The organism is Maribacter chungangensis, assembly GCF_042676845.1.
GTDB classification, from domain to species: Bacteria; Bacteroidota; Bacteroidia; order Flavobacteriales; family Flavobacteriaceae; genus Maribacter; species Maribacter chungangensis.
Window position 1 is genome coordinate 166,598 of record NZ_JBHTHY010000003.1, and the last position, 15,216, is coordinate 181,813.

11 protein-coding genes are annotated in these 15,216 nt (G+C 41.4%); 6 read left to right on the plus strand and 5 right to left on the minus strand.

The genetic code is table 11. The features are described from left to right. Window positions 1-139: 139 nt before the first annotated feature. The 3 genes from ACFQZJ_RS00785 to ACFQZJ_RS00795 all read left to right on the plus strand — a co-directional run bounded on the left by ACFQZJ_RS00785 (window position 140) and on the right by ACFQZJ_RS00795 (window position 2,705). Window positions 140-1,867, plus strand: a complete 1,728-nt coding sequence (locus ACFQZJ_RS00785; RefSeq protein ID WP_379931649.1) for an amidohydrolase — start codon at window positions 140-142, stop codon at window positions 1,865-1,867. 124 nt (window positions 1,868-1,991) lie between these two features. Further along, the gene (locus ACFQZJ_RS00790) at window positions 1,992-2,291 is read left to right on the plus strand and encodes a hypothetical protein (protein ID WP_379931650.1); all 300 of its coding nucleotides are present in this window, start codon (window positions 1,992-1,994) and stop codon (window positions 2,289-2,291) included. Window positions 2,292-2,333: 42 nt separating this feature from the next. After that, window positions 2,334-2,705 carry a hypothetical protein gene (locus ACFQZJ_RS00795; protein ID WP_379931651.1) on the plus strand — a complete coding sequence of 124 codons (372 nt, stop codon included), beginning with the start codon at window positions 2,334-2,336 and terminating at the stop codon, window positions 2,703-2,705. Window positions 2,706-2,732: 27 nt separating this feature from the next. Here ACFQZJ_RS00795 and ACFQZJ_RS00800 read toward each other — a convergent pair whose 3' ends face one another. From ACFQZJ_RS00800 to yiaA, 5 genes are all read right to left on the minus strand, one after another. Further along, window positions 2,733-4,283 carry a hypothetical protein gene (locus ACFQZJ_RS00800; RefSeq protein WP_379931652.1) on the minus strand — a complete coding sequence of 517 codons (1,551 nt, stop codon included), beginning with the start codon at window positions 4,281-4,283 and terminating at the stop codon, window positions 2,733-2,735. A gap of 18 nt (window positions 4,284-4,301) precedes the next feature. After that, entirely contained in the window at window positions 4,302-5,084 is a 783-nt protein-coding gene (locus ACFQZJ_RS00805; protein WP_379931653.1) for an enoyl-CoA hydratase/isomerase family protein, read from the minus strand. Between the two features lie 15 nt (window positions 5,085-5,099). After that, a complete protein-coding gene (locus tag ACFQZJ_RS00810) occupies window positions 5,100-6,515 on the minus strand; it encodes a sensor histidine kinase (protein ID WP_379931654.1) in 1,416 nt (471 codons plus the stop codon). 364 nt (window positions 6,516-6,879) lie between these two features. Continuing rightward, a complete protein-coding gene (gene hemB, locus ACFQZJ_RS00815) occupies window positions 6,880-7,869 on the minus strand; it encodes a porphobilinogen synthase (RefSeq protein WP_379931655.1) in 990 nt (329 codons plus the stop codon). Window positions 7,870-8,069: 200 nt separating this feature from the next. Continuing rightward, on the minus strand, window positions 8,070-8,525 hold the full coding sequence (gene yiaA, locus ACFQZJ_RS00820) for an inner membrane protein YiaA (protein ID WP_379931656.1): 456 nt from the start codon (window positions 8,523-8,525) through the stop codon (window positions 8,070-8,072). Window positions 8,526-8,681: 156 nt separating this feature from the next. Between yiaA and ACFQZJ_RS00825 the strand changes: the two genes are divergently transcribed. The 3 genes from ACFQZJ_RS00825 (at window position 8,682) to ACFQZJ_RS00835 (ending at window position 14,848) form a co-directional block, all read left to right on the plus strand. Next, the gene (locus tag ACFQZJ_RS00825; RefSeq protein ID WP_379931657.1) at window positions 8,682-10,145 is read left to right on the plus strand and encodes a hypothetical protein; all 1,464 of its coding nucleotides are present in this window, start codon (window positions 8,682-8,684) and stop codon (window positions 10,143-10,145) included. A gap of 222 nt (window positions 10,146-10,367) precedes the next feature. Next, window positions 10,368-11,243 carry an ABC transporter ATP-binding protein gene (locus tag ACFQZJ_RS00830; RefSeq protein ID WP_379931658.1) on the plus strand — a complete coding sequence of 292 codons (876 nt, stop codon included), beginning with the start codon at window positions 10,368-10,370 and terminating at the stop codon, window positions 11,241-11,243. Between the two features lie 2 nt (window positions 11,244-11,245). Then, window positions 11,246-14,848 (plus strand): ABC transporter permease/M1 family aminopeptidase, encoded by a 3,603-nt coding sequence (locus ACFQZJ_RS00835; RefSeq protein ID WP_379931659.1) that lies wholly within the window; start codon window positions 11,246-11,248, stop codon window positions 14,846-14,848. Window positions 14,849-15,216: the final 368 nt, after the last annotated feature.

Genomic DNA, 15,216 nt, shown 5'->3' on the forward strand with positions numbered 1-15,216 from the left:
TTAAAACAACACTTAGCGTGCCATGCCTATTATTTCATCTTGATTTTTCCTATATTTCGTACGAGTGGCAGACTGGGTTCTTATGCATCAATTTGTGTAATTATTCCTAGCTGCCAAATAGCAACCTAAAACGAATTTCATGTCAATTAAAAAATCGGTCTTATGGACTATCGCCCTAGTGGTATTGGTCTTTTCTTCTTGTGCTAAAACTGAAAAGGAAGCGGCAACCCTGCTCATCCATGGTGGAACTATTTATACGGTGGATAGTGTACAGACCAAGGTAGAAGCAGTGGCTACCAAGGACAGTAAAATTCTCTTTGCGGGAAGCCTTTCTGAAGCTGAAGCGTATAAGACGGAGCAAACAAAAATAATAGACCTGAAAGGAAAAACCATGACGCCCGGCCTTATTGAAGGTCACGGTCACTTTATGGGATTGGGCTATAACGAGCTCAATTTGGATTTGATGAATACCACCAGCTACCAAGAAATTGTGGATGCCGTAGCCCTAGCGGTAGAAAAAGCGAAACCGGGCGAATGGATTACCGGTCGCGGTTGGCACCAAAGCAAATGGACCGAAATGCCAGAGGAAACGGTCAACGGATTTCAAACACATGGATTGCTTAGTAGTGTTTCCCCAGAAAACCCTGTGTTTTTAAGACATGCCAGTGGCCATGCGGCCTTTGCCAACGCTAAGGCCATGGAGATTGCGGGTTTACAGGTGATGGCCAAAGAAGGCATAGATGGTCTGGAAGTGGAGGGCGGCGAAGTGATGCGGGACGATTTGGGACAACCTACCGGAATTTTTAACGAGCGCGCCATGTCATTGATCGCAAAACACATTCCGGAGACCACTCCGGAGAAGGATGCCAAAGCATTTGAACTCGCCGTAGCCGCCTGCCACAGAAACGGGATTACAGGCTTCCATGATGCAGGTATTGGTCAAGAAACGATTTCCTTATTCGAAAAAATGAAGTTGGAAGGTAAGATGGGGGTTCGTATCTATGCCATGCTAACCGGGTGGGATAAGGAACTTTTAAAAAAATGGTACGCGCAAGGGCCAATGGTAGACAAGGATAATTTGTTCACCATTCGTTCTGTAAAATTGAATTGCGACGGTGCCTTGGGCTCCCGTGGTGCTTGGCTATTGGATGAGTATACGGATAGGCCCGGACATTTTGGTCATGAAACCCTGCCTATGGAATTTGTGAAGGAAACGGCACTTAACGGACTTAAATACGGCTTTCAGGTATGTGCCCACGCTATTGGGGACCGTGCCAATAAAGAAATATTGGACCGATACGAAGCGGCCTTTACGGAGATGCCCAATGAAACCAATGATAACAGGTACCGTATTGAACACGCACAACACCTGCATCCGGACGATATTCCACGATTTGCCGAGCTGGGTGTAATTCCTGCAATGCAGGCGGTACACATGTCATCGGACAGGCCTTGGGCCATTGACCGTCTAGGAGAAAAAAGAATTAAGGAAGGCGCCTATATGTGGCAAGCCTTGCTGCAAAGTGGTATTCCTATCGTAAACGGAACCGACGTACCCGTAGAACCCTTGAACCCTATCGCTAGTTTTTACGCTAGTGTGAGCCGTAAAACCTTACAGGGCACACCCGAGGGTGGCTATGAACCTGAACAAAAAATGACACGGGAGCAGGCGCTACGTTCCTATACCTTGGATGCGGCCTATGGTGCCTTTGAAGAAGATATAAAAGGATCTATCACCCCAGGAAAATTGGCCGACTTTACGATATATGATCAAGATTTGATGACCGTAGCCGAGAATAAAATTCTGGAAACGGAAATTGCAATGACCATTTTTAATGGGGAAGTGGTGTACGAAAAAGGGGAGTAGTCTATGTTTTTAGATGTACGGATAAAATTTAGCTATAACCGATAATGAAAACAAGTCTAGTTCTTGCCATTCAATATCTTTTAATATTTGGAAGTTGGCGTGCTTTAAAAAACACCGTTTAAAATTGAAAATAGTAACTTGGAATTGTAATGGAGCATTTAGAAAGAAGTTTGACAGAATTGCTAAACTAAATGCGGATATTTATGTAATTCAGGAATGCGAAAATCCAATCGAATCCAAACATAAAGAATATCAGAATTGGGCCGGTAATTATATTTGGAACGGAGATACGAAAAATAAAGGCCTTGCGATATTCGCCAAACCAGAAATAACATTAAAAAAATTGAATTGGTCGAACGAATTTAAAAACCATAAGGTAAAACATTTTTTACCGTGCGAAATTAATGGACAATTTAATCTGTAGGCTGTTTGGACCCATAGAAACAACTCGCCAAACTTTGGTTACATGGGGCAATTTTGGAAATATCTTCAAGTTAACCGAGATAAGATGAGAAATATTCTCTTGATTGGCGATTTCAATAGCAATAAAATATGGGATGAATGGGACAGGTGGTGGAATCATTCAGATGTCGTGAATGAGCTCAAAGAGCTAGGTATGGAAAGTTTTTACCATAAAATAAATGGCGAAGAACAAGGTAAGGAAAGTATACCTACCTTATATTTTCAAAGAAAAATTGAAAGACCATACCACATTGACTATGTTTTTGGTTCAATAGAATTTATAAATATTCTGACAAAACTAGAAGTTGGAACTGCTGAACAATGGTTAGATATTAGCGATCATATGCCAATAATAACTCAATATAAAAAATATTGACTACACCGGTACAAGGTATGCAAAAAATCAAAGACTCACCTGAACCAATTGTTTTTTAGCTCCCCGCTTGGCATAAAATAATAATGCGTCTGTGCTAGTGTCCTTTAAAGGTCTGGAAACCATAAGCGGTAGGCGTATTTCCTTATTGTCGATCGCTTTTTGGAAGGTCATTTGCCCATGTTCATCGAGCTTAATTAGAAAAATATTTCTGTTTCTACCCAAGCCCTGTTTAAATTGGATGCGTTCCCCGCTCATTTGTTGTGGGTTTTCGGAAGCTGTACTAATGAAGAAATAGGTGTTGTTGTTCTTGGTATACGAGCAATAGGACGTATAGGCGCCATCACCTTGGGTAACCTCGGTCTTGTTGATGTTTCGTGCCCAGACCAAATCTCCATCCGGGGCTAGTTTTACGCTCACGATGTCATTGTAATGATAACGCCGAACCATTAAGCGGCCACCACTGGTGTTGGACTGTATGCTGTTACTGGTAAAATATTCTTCAGCGTTGAACAGGATATGACCATCATCCGTAATATCCATGCCCTTAAAGATTAAATTCTTGACCGTGGTGTCATCTCCCCTTCCAAATTTATCCGTCATGAACTGACCCGAAAACGGATTAAATTTCTCGCTTTGAATGGCCAAATTCCCGGGGTGTAGTTTATAATAGGCGATACCGTTGTACCGGTTATCTTTTCGGTCGGCATAAAAACCTAAGCATAATAGTTCAGTGCCCTTAAAGACAGGTTTTAGGGCTTCAGGGAATTTTCCCGGAGTATCAAAGGCCTGTATGTTTTTTCCGGTGGATGAAATACGGACCAACTCATATTGGAATTTGCGTTCCTTGGCGGTAAAACGTTTCTTTTTAAAATAAGCTTTGCCTACCAAGTATACATTCGTTAAGTCGGTAGAGAATACTACGTTTTCAAAGGCATAGTTTTTCTCCTCTACCTCGTCTGAAAAATCATGTTGTATCAATTTACGCAGACTAGCATCGAATACATGAATAACATGTTTGTTCTCTTTTCGTTTTTTGTAATGGGTGGTGATGACAAAGGCCGATTTTTCGTCATTGAATAGGACCGAGGTCGTAAAGCCCGAAGCGAAATTCCGATTGTAGTAATTTCTGTCCAACGGTTGCTGTACCAAGTCCGATGGGATGGATAATAAAGTTTCTTTCGTAAAATTGAATTCCGTAAACGGACTTCGATGAACTATATACTCATAGGCCAATGTGGTGTAATTGTATTCCAAGAACAACAAATATACCTGACCATTTTTTATGTATGCCTCTACAAAATTAGCATCCTTGAGTTTATAGTTATATTCTGATATAAGCTCTAAATCTTTATTGTAATGCTCTACGAGATAGCCTTTTGGTTTCAGTACGATGCCACTGTAATAAGAACGGACTATAACGGTGCCTCCTTTTCCATCTTCTGCAATGGACAACAGGTTTGAGTATTGGTGCCTGTCTTTAAGCGTTTCGCCAATGGTATAGTTTAGTTGGGTGTCTTGGGCATAGCTTCCCCAAATAGTTATGGATAGTAAGACAAAAAAAAGGTGTTTCCTGAACATGTTTAGACCGTTTAAATATCACGACCCAGGGAAATTTGCTTTGCGTTTTTCTAAAAAGGCCGATGTACCTTCGGTAAAATCATCCGTTCCAAAACAAGCACCAAAGGCTTTAATTTCCTGCTCGTAACCGTTTACAGTACTCATAAAACCAGCATTTACCGCTTTTATTGCATAAGATATGGCCACGGAGGAGTTATTGGTAATTCTTTTGGCGATTTTAGTACATAAAGGCAGCAGTTCTTCGGGAGAGGTAAGGTGATTTATTAAGCCATAGGACAAAGCCCGTTCGGCAGGAATCATTCCGGCCGTCATGATCATTTCCATAGCTCTTCCCTTCCCAATAAGTTGAGGTAGCCTTTGGGTACCTCCATATCCTGGAATTACGCCCAATGAAACTTCTGGCAAGCCCATTTTAGCATTATCGCTAGCCACTCTAAAATGGCAGGCCATGGCCAGTTCCAAACCTCCGCCCAGAGCAAAACCGTTAATTGCGGCAATTACAGGGGTAGAAAGATGTTCTATGAAATCGAACAATAGTTTTTGACCTTTTGCGGCTAACTTGCCACCTTCTTTTTCAGAGAATTGAGCAAATTCAGAAATATCCGCTCCCGCTACAAAAGCCTTTTCTCCGCTACCCGTTAGGATAATGACCTTAATGTTTTCATCCTTTTCCAGTTCGCTAAAAACAGCATGCAGCTCGCCGATCGTTTCCTTGTTCAAGGCGTTCAGCTTGTTTGGGCGATTAATCGTAACGGTTGCTATGGATTCCTCTTGTGCGGTTAATAGGGTATTGTAAGACATAAGATTACTGTTTTTTTAAATTGTTTTTTCTTTTGGAAATTTCACGTAGAACACGGTGCCTTTACCGGGTTGCGAGGTAAAATCGATACTTCCTTTATAGGTTTCCACGATATTTTTCACCATACCAAGGCCTAATCCCATACCGCTGTTCTTTGTGGTGAACTTAGGTTCGAATATTTTTTCCCGATTCTCTTCCTGAATCCCAATACCGTTGTCCGCTACCGAAATCTTCACGGATTCGCCTTCACTGGTAACCGAGACCAATACCCTTGGCGCCAAGACTTCCGGTACGGCCTGTATCGCATTTTTTACCAGATTGGTAACTACACGGATCAACTGTGTACGGTCCAGTTTTGCTATGATCTCTTCTTCATCGGCACTAAAATGAATATAGGACTCATTAAAAATGTCCAGGGCCAGTTTCACAATTTTAACCACGTTGAGCGTCTCGTTCTGTTGTGCGGGCATTTCTGCAAAATTAGAAAATGCCGAAGCAATGCTGCTCATGGTATCTATCTGCTGTATAAGCGTATTGGAGTATTCCTTTACTTTTTCTTTAATATTAGGGTCTTCAGGGTCAAATTTGCGTTCAAAACTCTGAACGGTCAAACGCATGGGGGTCAACGGATTCTTGATTTCATGGGCTACCTGTTTGGCCATTTCCCTCCAAGCCTGCTCTCTTTCGCTCCGGGCCAGTTTTACGGCACTCTGTCCTAGTTCATCGATCATGCCGTTGTAAGAGGATATCAGTTTTTCTATTTCTTCTCCCGGACTGTCTATGAATATCTTTTCATTATTACGGTTTAAGTTGGTGCGTTCCATCATATTTGAAATGGTTTCCAAAGATCGGGTAATATATTTCGAGATAACAAAGGCCAAGGCAATGGCCATGACCAACATTAGGAGGTATACGCCTCCCAGTCGCATAAGAAATTCCTTTAATTCTTTGTCGTTAAAGGAATTATCCTCGAAATAAGGAAGGTTTAAAATCCCTATAGGCTTAAATTTTCGATCTGCTATATAGGTATAGGAAGATTGATATTTGTCTCCGGCCGCCGCAGTCTCCATCACATAGCGCTTGTCCACACTACTTTCCAGTTTATTAAGGATTTCCGGTTCTATACAAATGGATATGGAATCGTTTTCGAATTTTGGTCGGGAACTCTTTATTAATTCCCCGTCCAAACTGTAAAGGTTAAAGTTCATGTTTTGAACTACGGCAATCTCATAAATGTCCGTCATAAAGATAAGGCCCAAGTTCTCTTCTGTAACCGGGTAGGTTGTTTTTGCTATGGTAAGGTCTATACTTTGTCTAATCTGTTCCTCCTTGCGTTCCATTCTATTTTGATGGTAATCCTCATTTATTTCTCGAAATTGATAGATCGTAATGCCCAAAATCAAGACAGAAGCAATCAATACCAATAAGATCATTGAAATAAAAATCCGGGACCGTAAGGACAATTTCTTTAACAAGGCTTTGGTGTTTCGTTCAAAGTTAGCAAATATCGCACCAAAGTAGTTGGTGTTTGTATAAGGATAATGATTGGACTTTTAACAATAATTAGGAGCCAATTAGGTGTCGTAGTACATGGCAACATTGGGATTTAAATGCTTTATGCCCCTTTATTATCCTAAGCTGGACTTTTTACATTCGATTAAGATTCGCCTAGCCTTTTCATTCAAACATAGGTCTACAGCGAGAGTGCCAAAACCAAATAAGCCCATGAAGTGGTTAGTAGGTACAAGGTCTCAAGGCTAATCTATAATTTTTTGCCTTTTCGGGATGGTGACGAACTTACCCCATCAACTTAACGGCATCCTTGGCAAAGTAACTTGCGATGATATTGGCACCTGCCCTTTTTATAGAGATCAATTGTTCCATCATCACCGAATCATGGTCCAACCACCCTTTTTCGGCCGCTGCTTTCAGCATGGCGTATTCTCCGGAAACCTGGTACACGGCAACGGGAACATCAACTTCGTTTTTGATTTCCCGGACAATGTCCAAATAACAAAGTCCCGGTTTAACCATAACAATGTCCGCCCCTTCATCGATGTCTTGCTGGGTTTCACGAATGGCCTCGAACCGGTTGGCAGAATCCATTTGATAACTTTTTTTATCCTTAGGTACATTTTTAAGGTCTACAGGGGCCGAATCCAAGGCATCTCTAAAGGGGCCATAAAACGCACTGGCATATTTGGCACTGTAGCTCATGATGCCCGTGTTCAAATAACCTTCATCTTCTAACGCCTCCCTAATACTTAGGATACGGCCGTCCATCATATCGCTTGGAGCAACAAAATCGGCCCCTGCCTTGGCGTGGGATACACTCATTTCGGCAAGTACCTCTACGGTTTCATCGTTCAGTATTTGTCCGTCTGCCACAATACCGTCATGCCCGTACGAGGAGTAGGGGTCCATGGCAACATCGGTCATGACCAACATATCCGGACACGCATTTTTCACTGTTTTAATGGCTAGTTGCATCAAGCCATGGTCGTTTAGTGCCTCGGAACCGGCATTGTCCTTTAAATTATCGGGCACTTTTACAAACAGTAATACGGCACACAAGCCCATGTTCCAAAGTTCTCTCACTTCTTTTTCCATGTTATCCAAGCTTAACCGGTAGTAGTTGGGCATAGAGGCAATCTCTTCTTTTATACCTTTTCCCTCCACCACAAAAAGCGGCACGAGAAAATCGCTCGGCGTAAGCACGGTCTCGCGTACTAGGTGTCGTATCGCCTCTGAATTTCTAAGTCTACGGTTTCTTATAAGTGGGTACATAGTGTGTATTTTTAATTGCTATACTGTTGCTTTACGTAAGTCATTACAAATATAGGGAGTACGATTACTATTTCTTTTTAATTACGATTCATTTCTTACCGTACTTGGATATATTTTAAGGAACCGGCACAGGTATTTTTTGAATTGAAAAGCGACCTCCTTATTGGGAAGTCGCTTTGCGAAACTCAATGAAACTACTTTTATTGATCCTCTTTAGCATCTAAAAATTGAATGTCCCTCGTGTTTTTTTGAACGGCTATCGCTGCAAAAAGACTTAGGGCAAATGACATGGCGTAAAAGCCTTTTTCGCTAAGTTCTATGTCCGCATTCCACAAGCCAATGACCAAAAGCGTGATAGAGGCGATGGTCGTGAACCAGCTGATACCGTAATACATATCGCTTACGGGAATGCCCTCTTGCCGGTCGCGAACACTTTTTTGGACCGATACCACAGAGAATAACCCGAATAGTAGAATGGTGAAATAATACCCTTTTTCATTAAGTTCCATGGCTACGTTCCAAAGCCCTATGCAGTAGGATGTCATACCCAACAATACGGCCGCCCATGATGCGGACACAAAGGCTGCCGTTGGCCGGCCCGTAAACTCCACTTTTCTCTTGACGTCTTTCTTTTCCTTTAAAATTGAATTATCCATAACGAATTGATTTAGAAATTCTTACGGGGCAAAGATGCGATGGCTTGGAGATATAGGAAAATTTAAATTTTCAATATACTTACGATTAAAAAAATGATAATAATGCCAATTAATATTATATTGTAATTATAATGCAATAGTAATACTTACGATTAAATGAAAGGAATTTTGGCCATTATCGATACATTATCTGAAGAGGAACGCAAAGAATTTCTATTGAGGACAAAACGAAAGAACCGCAGAACCGATGTAAAAAACCGTGAACTGTTTCAATTGATAGCCGCTGGGAAAAAGAGTGGTCTAGATGTGAAACTGTACGGGAAACCATCGAAAAACGCCTACCATGCCCTTTGTAAGCGGCTGCAGGACAGCCTTATCGATTTTGTTGCAAGCAAGAGTTTTAGTGCCGAGACCTCCGAAGAGCTATCCGTGTTAAAACTCTTATTGGCCAGCCGTATATTTTTTGAGCAAAAACAGCCTAAAATAGGGTTTAAAACGCTGGCCAAATCAGAGAAACTGGCAAAGCAATCCGATCTATATTCCATACTCAACGAAATCTATCATACCAAAATACAATACGCCCATCTTAGTAAAACGCTGGTTGTGGAAGATATTATTACAAGTGCAGATGAAAATCTAAAACGCTTTCAACGGGAGTTTCAACTGAACCAGGCCTATGCAGTAATCAAAAGTGAGCTTAGAAAGGAGGGTGCCGCCTCCAAAAAAGTGATTTTAAAAACCTTTACGAAATTTGATATCGAAATAGATGAGACGCTGACCTACAAATCCCTGTACCAGTTAATGGAACTTACCGCCGCTACGGCCACCATGCAGCGCGATTTTAAGTCGGTCTCGCCTTTTATGATGGAAATCTATCATGTCGTAAACAAAAAATCCCACTTGTCCGGCAAGCATCGGTATTATCATATTTTAATGTTGAACCTAATGGCCATTACCGCATTCCGAAACAAGGAATTTGAGGCGTCCGCTCAGTTTACGGCCACCATGGAAGTTCAAATGTACGAGGACAACCAAAAATATACCAATAGGTTTTTAGAAAAATTGACCCTTTTAAAGGCTTTGAACACGTATTACACGGGTAGTCCCGATGTGGCGTTTGAGCTATTGAACGGCTATAAAGGCCGCTCCTTGGATATTTCCTTGCTATTGGTCGTATGTCTTTTTCATCAAAGTCGATTTGCCGATGCGTATTGCACCTTGCGAAAATTTAAACATAGCGATGATTGGTATACCAAGAAGATGGGCTGGGTATGGGTGTTGAAAAAGAATATGATTGAAATTTTGGTACTGATCGAGCTAGATAAACTAGATATGGTCCTATTGAGATTGCAACGATTTAAAAGGCATTTTTCAAAGAAACTAAAGGATATAGGCGAAAAAAGAGTGTTGGTCTTTACAGGTTTTGTGGAGCGCTACTATGAAAACCCCAAGGAGGTGACCTCTGAGCAGTTCCAGAAAAGTGTAGAAAATTCTTTTGATTGGCTGGGTAGGGAACAGGAAGATATTTTTGTGTTGAGTTTCTATGCATGGCTAAAAGCTAAAATGTTAGGCGAAGACCTGTATCAGGTAACGTTGGAATTGGTAGCTACCAAGCGTTAATCATGGTTAAGAACACCTACTTTGATTCTAGTAGGAATGTCATTTATGTATACCCGCTACATTCAGGTGTCCGATCGGAAACCGATAGGCTGTGTGTTAGCAATTATCAGGGTGCTGTGGGAATCTGGTTTTACTTAAAACAAAATAATAACTAAAAATGTAACAAAATGCATATCTTACTTACCAATCATACAGTTCATAAACCAACAAATACCAAACGATATGCTATCCATTACAGAATTGAACAAGACCTATCCCAACGGAACACAGGCCTTAAACAACGTGAACCTGGAAATTGGTAAAGGGATGTTTGGGTTATTGGGCCCCAATGGCGCTGGAAAATCTACTTTAATGCGTACGATTGCCACCTTACAGAACGCAGACAATGGACATATTGTTTTTGATGGCATCGATGTTTTTGATGCGCCGGACGAACTCCGGAAAGTATTGGGGTATTTACCGCAGGATTTTGGGGTCTATCCTAAAGTTTCCGCAGAAATGATGCTCAACCACATTGCCAAAATAAAAGGGATACAGCACAAGGGCGATCGTGCCGCCTATGTGGCCGACTTATTGAACAAGGTTAACCTTTATAAATTCAGAAAGCGCAATTTGGGCGATTACTCTGGCGGGATGCGCCAGCGGTTTGGGATTGCACAAGCGCTAATAGGCAATCCAAAACTGATCATTGTAGACGAACCCACAGCCGGTTTGGACCCCTTGGAGCGGAATCGTTTTCATAATTTGTTAAGTGAACTGGGAGAGGACGCCGTGGTGATCTTATCCACGCATATTGTAGATGATGTGGTTAATCTTTGCACGAACATGGCTGTTTTTAATGAAGGGAGTGTAGTGGTACAAGGACATCCGCAAGAACTTTCCAATACCTTGAACGGCAAGGTATATCGAAAAAATATAAGCAAGGAAGAAACAGAAAAATACCAATCGGAATACACAGTCTTGTCAACCTATCTAAGAAGTGGTAATTTCAATATAAACGTGTACAGTGATGACCATCCGGGTGAGGGTTTTGAGCCCGTTGCCAATGATTTGGAAGATTTTTATTTCTACAGTATTAATCAACCTCAAACCGTATAATTATGAAGGAATTATTCTTGTTTGAGCTGAAATACCGGTTGCGTAGACCCGCAACCTACATCTATATTTTCCTGATGTTTTTGATACCCTTACTGCTGGCCGTTTTTGACAAGTCGATCACCGCGCAGTTTACCAATAGTCCAAATGCCATTGTTGGTGTTTTAGGAGGCATGAGCATCTTATCGCTGTTTTTTTACGCCGCGGTCATGGGCGTTCCGGTATTTAGGGATCAGGAGCACGGAACGGCACAGACTTATTTTACCTATCCGATTTCGGAAAAGAGTTATATTTTAGGTCGATTTTGGGGTAGTTTTACCTTGGTGACGATTATGAACCTTGGTGCTGTTTTAGGCGCTATTATTGGCTATCAGTTAGGAGGTTTTTTGGACCGACCGGATTATGGCACCTACACCGATTTCAATTTTTGGTCTTATTTTCTACCCTTCATATACCTGCTGACCTTCAATGCATTTTTTATAGGAAGCCTGTTTTTTAGCTTGATGACCTTTTTCAAACGGATGCCCATTCTATATTTGGGCGGTATTGTTATTTTAATTACCACCATTGTCTCCGGTCAATTGGTATCTAAACTGGATACGGAATGGCTCAGCATTTATGTAGACCCTTTTGGAGAAAGCGCGCATGGCTATTTAACAAAGTATTCCAGTATCAGTGAATTGAATACCATGCAATTATCGCTTACCGGGAAATTTATGATCAATCGACTCTTATGGTTAGGTATTGGTATCGCTATTTTCTTGGTTACCCTCTTTAAGTTTTCCTATAAAGGATTTTTAGCATCCAAAAAGAAGACATCTACCAAGGAAGATGATACGGTATTTACACCTAGTGGGCTAACCGCTATTGAGCAGTCGTTTTCTAAAAAAGCGCAGCGCGAAAACTTGTGGTCCTTAAGTAAAATCGAGTTTTTGTCCATCGTCAGGGAATCGGTCTTTTTAGTGCTGATAGTTATCGGAATTTTGATTGCCGGTTTTGTAGCCTATCAATCCAACCAAATCTATGGTACGCCGTCGCTGCCCTTAACAAGGTACATGGTGGTGCAGATTGCTGGTGGTATTTCATTGTTTTCCGTTATTATTTTGATTATCTATGCTGGAGAGGCCGTTCATAGAACCCGTAAAAACAAGACTTTTGAGTTTTACGATGCCTTGCCCGTTAGCAATAGTACTTTATATCTCTCAAAGATCATAGCCTTGGTCGGGGTGGCCGGAGTATTGACTTTGTTAGGCATACTAGTTGGTATATTGTACCAGACGTTTAACGGCTATTTCAATTATGAGCTAGGGATGTACTTTACCTATAATTTTACCAAAATATTCCCGAGTTATGTCACCACATTATTACTTGCTTTCTTTATTCATGTTTTGGTCAATAATAAGTTCTTAGGTCACTTTATAGTCGTTGCCATATATGTTGGACTTCCTTTATTGATGACCTTAGCCTTTAAGACCAGTAATCCCTTAGTCGTGTTCGGCGGTGTTCCAGGTAGTTTTTTAAGTGATTTGAACGGGTTTGGACATTACCTATACGGTGAGTTTTGGTTGAATCTCTATTGGATTCTGTTTACTTGTATTCTAGCGGCATTAGGTAAGATATTTTGGAACAGGGGTTTCTTTTCCTCGGCTAAAGAACGATTGAAGTTGGCGAAACAGCGCTTAAATGGCAAAACGATAGCTTATACCCTGTTTTTTATGTTGGCTTTTGTTTCCGTAGGTGCCTATAGCTTTTACAATTTGAAGGTATTGAACCAATTGGAGGACGGGGATTTTAGCGAAAAGTTATCGGCCGATGCCGAAAAGGCTTATGGGAGGTATATCAACAAACCACATATACAGGTTATCGACCTAAAAGCGAATATCGATATCTATCCAAAAGAAAGAAAGGTCGATGCACAAGGGGTGTTTAAAGTGGTAAATCCATCGGAACAACCCATAGACACAGTTCTTATGGAAATTAAGTTTCCCATTTCAGATACCAAAATTACCAAAGTTGTATACAATGGAACCGAAATTAAACCTTTTTTAAGTGATAGTTTATACCGATTGTTTATCTATAAACTGCCAAAACCCTTGCAACCAAAGGACACAGCGAATTTGATTATAGAAACTAAGGTACGCACCCATGGGTTTGCCATGGATACGGAAACAGCGGTTTTGGGTAATGGGACATTCTTTAGGGATGCTGTTTTTCCATCCTTTCATTACGACCGTGCCCTGTCCGATAACGGCGTGCGCAAGAAATATGGATTGGAAGAGCTGGACTTTCTGTTCCCGCCAAGAACGGATACCATGGCGCTGAAGAAAAATTTGTTTAACGAAGATGCCAATTACATGAATTTTGAGGCAACCTTGAGTACGGTGAAAGGGCAGATAGCGATCGCGCCCGGCAGCTTGACCAAAAAATGGGATGAAGGGGAGCGTTCGTATTTCAATTATAAGTTAGAGGAGAAATCCGATTATTTCTTCAATTTTGTCTCTGCCGCCTATGATGTGGAAACGGATGAATGGACAGCCCCAAGCGGGAAAAAAGTGGCAATAGAAATTTACCATTCCCCAAAGCATAAGAATAATCTGGCGTATTTTATAAAAGGAATCAAGATTTCCTTGGACTATAACTCCAAGAATTATCTGGAATACCCCTATTCGGTAATTAGGGTTATAGAATTCCCGGCACATTCCAATTTTGCGCAATCCTTTGCAACAACCATTCCCTATTCCGAAGATTTTGGTTTTGTAGCGGATTTTACAAAAGCGGAGGATTTTAATTATGCTTTTAGGGTAACGTCGCACGAGGTCGCACACCAGTGGTGGGGCCATATTGTAACGCCAAGCAAGACTTCCGGTGCAAATATAATCTCGGAAACTTTGGCGGAATATGTTTCGCTAATGACGATGAAACAAGAATACGGCGAAAATGGCATCAAGGATTTTTTAAAGAATTCCTTGGATACCTATCTTTCTAGTAGGCAGTTTAGTTTTAAGCCCGAACGTTCGTTAATGGATGTAGAAACCGGTCAGTATATTTGGTATGAGAAAGGCTCCATGGTGATGTATGATTTACAGGATGTTATGGGTGAAGATGTTGTAAATGCCGGGCTTAGAAACTTTATGGATGAATTTAAGTATTTTGAAAAAGGACGTTACGCAAGCTCCGAAGATTTATACAATGCCTTGTATGCGGTCACTCCCGATTCCCTAAAATATAAAGTAAATGATGGTTTTAAAGAAATCGTGCTATATGAAAATAGGGTCATGCAGGCCAAGACAAAGGCCTTGGATAATGGCAAATGGGAAACTGCGTTCACCGTAAACTCCAAGAAGATCTATTATGACGATACGGGAAAGGAGAAGTCGGTAGACGAGAAAAAGAACCTGGTAGATGTAGGGCTCTTTGGAGAAGATGAAACCAATGCCGATGGTATTACCGTAAAGAAACCATTTTACTTTGAATTAAAGTGGCTATCTCCGGGAGACAATACGTTTACCGTTATAACGGATAAAAAGCCCTTAAAAGCCGGAATAGATCCCTACAATAAGTTAATAGACCGTAACTCGGACGACAATTTAAAGTCCGTGGAGGAGTAAGGGCTAAAAAACAAGAATTATCATTCCGACCTAAGGAGGAATCCCACACACTGTTGAGTAGGGATTCCTCGTACCTCGGAATGACAGAGTTCCGTTAAGAAAAAAGCTCCTTCCCCTAGCAGGGGAAGGTGGCAGCGATCCCCGTAAGAGGACAGCTGACGGAAGGGGGTGGAACGCAAGCCAAGCATCATAGATTAACCATGTAAGAATCATTCACACCGTTGCTCGGAGATCCCTCGTGCCTCGGGATGACAAACGGGGGAGGTAACGCATAGGCAGTTGATGGTAGTTTATTTGTACCCTTCGGAATGCTCTGATAATCCCTTGGAATGGGAAAATTCAGGGGAAGTGTTTCATCAAGCAGTTTG

Excerpts from the sequence above, each read along its gene's own strand:
- ACFQZJ_RS00800 (WP_379931652.1), bottom strand. The coding sequence starts at position 4,283 with ATGTTCAGGAAACACCTTTTTTTTGTCTTACTATCCATAACTATTTGG.
- ACFQZJ_RS00835 (WP_379931659.1), top strand. The coding sequence starts at position 11,246 with ATGAAGGAATTATTCTTGTTTGAGCTGAAATACCGGTTGCGTAGACCC.
- ACFQZJ_RS00805 (WP_379931653.1), bottom strand. The coding sequence starts at position 5,084 with ATGTCTTACAATACCCTATTAACCGCACAAGAGGAATCCATAGCAACC.
- ACFQZJ_RS00810 (WP_379931654.1), bottom strand. The coding sequence starts at position 6,515 with ATGATCTTATTGGTATTGATTGCTTCTGTCTTGATTTTGGGCATTACG.
- yiaA (WP_379931656.1), bottom strand. The coding sequence starts at position 8,525 with ATGGATAATTCAATTTTAAAGGAAAAGAAAGACGTCAAGAGAAAAGTG.
- ACFQZJ_RS00795 (WP_379931651.1), top strand. The coding sequence starts at position 2,334 with ATGGGGCAATTTTGGAAATATCTTCAAGTTAACCGAGATAAGATGAGA.
- ACFQZJ_RS00785 (WP_379931649.1), top strand. The coding sequence starts at position 140 with ATGTCAATTAAAAAATCGGTCTTATGGACTATCGCCCTAGTGGTATTG.
- ACFQZJ_RS00825 (WP_379931657.1), top strand. The coding sequence starts at position 8,682 with ATGAAAGGAATTTTGGCCATTATCGATACATTATCTGAAGAGGAACGC.
- hemB (WP_379931655.1), bottom strand. The coding sequence starts at position 7,869 with ATGTACCCACTTATAAGAAACCGTAGACTTAGAAATTCAGAGGCGATA.
- ACFQZJ_RS00830 (WP_379931658.1), top strand. The coding sequence starts at position 10,368 with ATGCTATCCATTACAGAATTGAACAAGACCTATCCCAACGGAACACAG.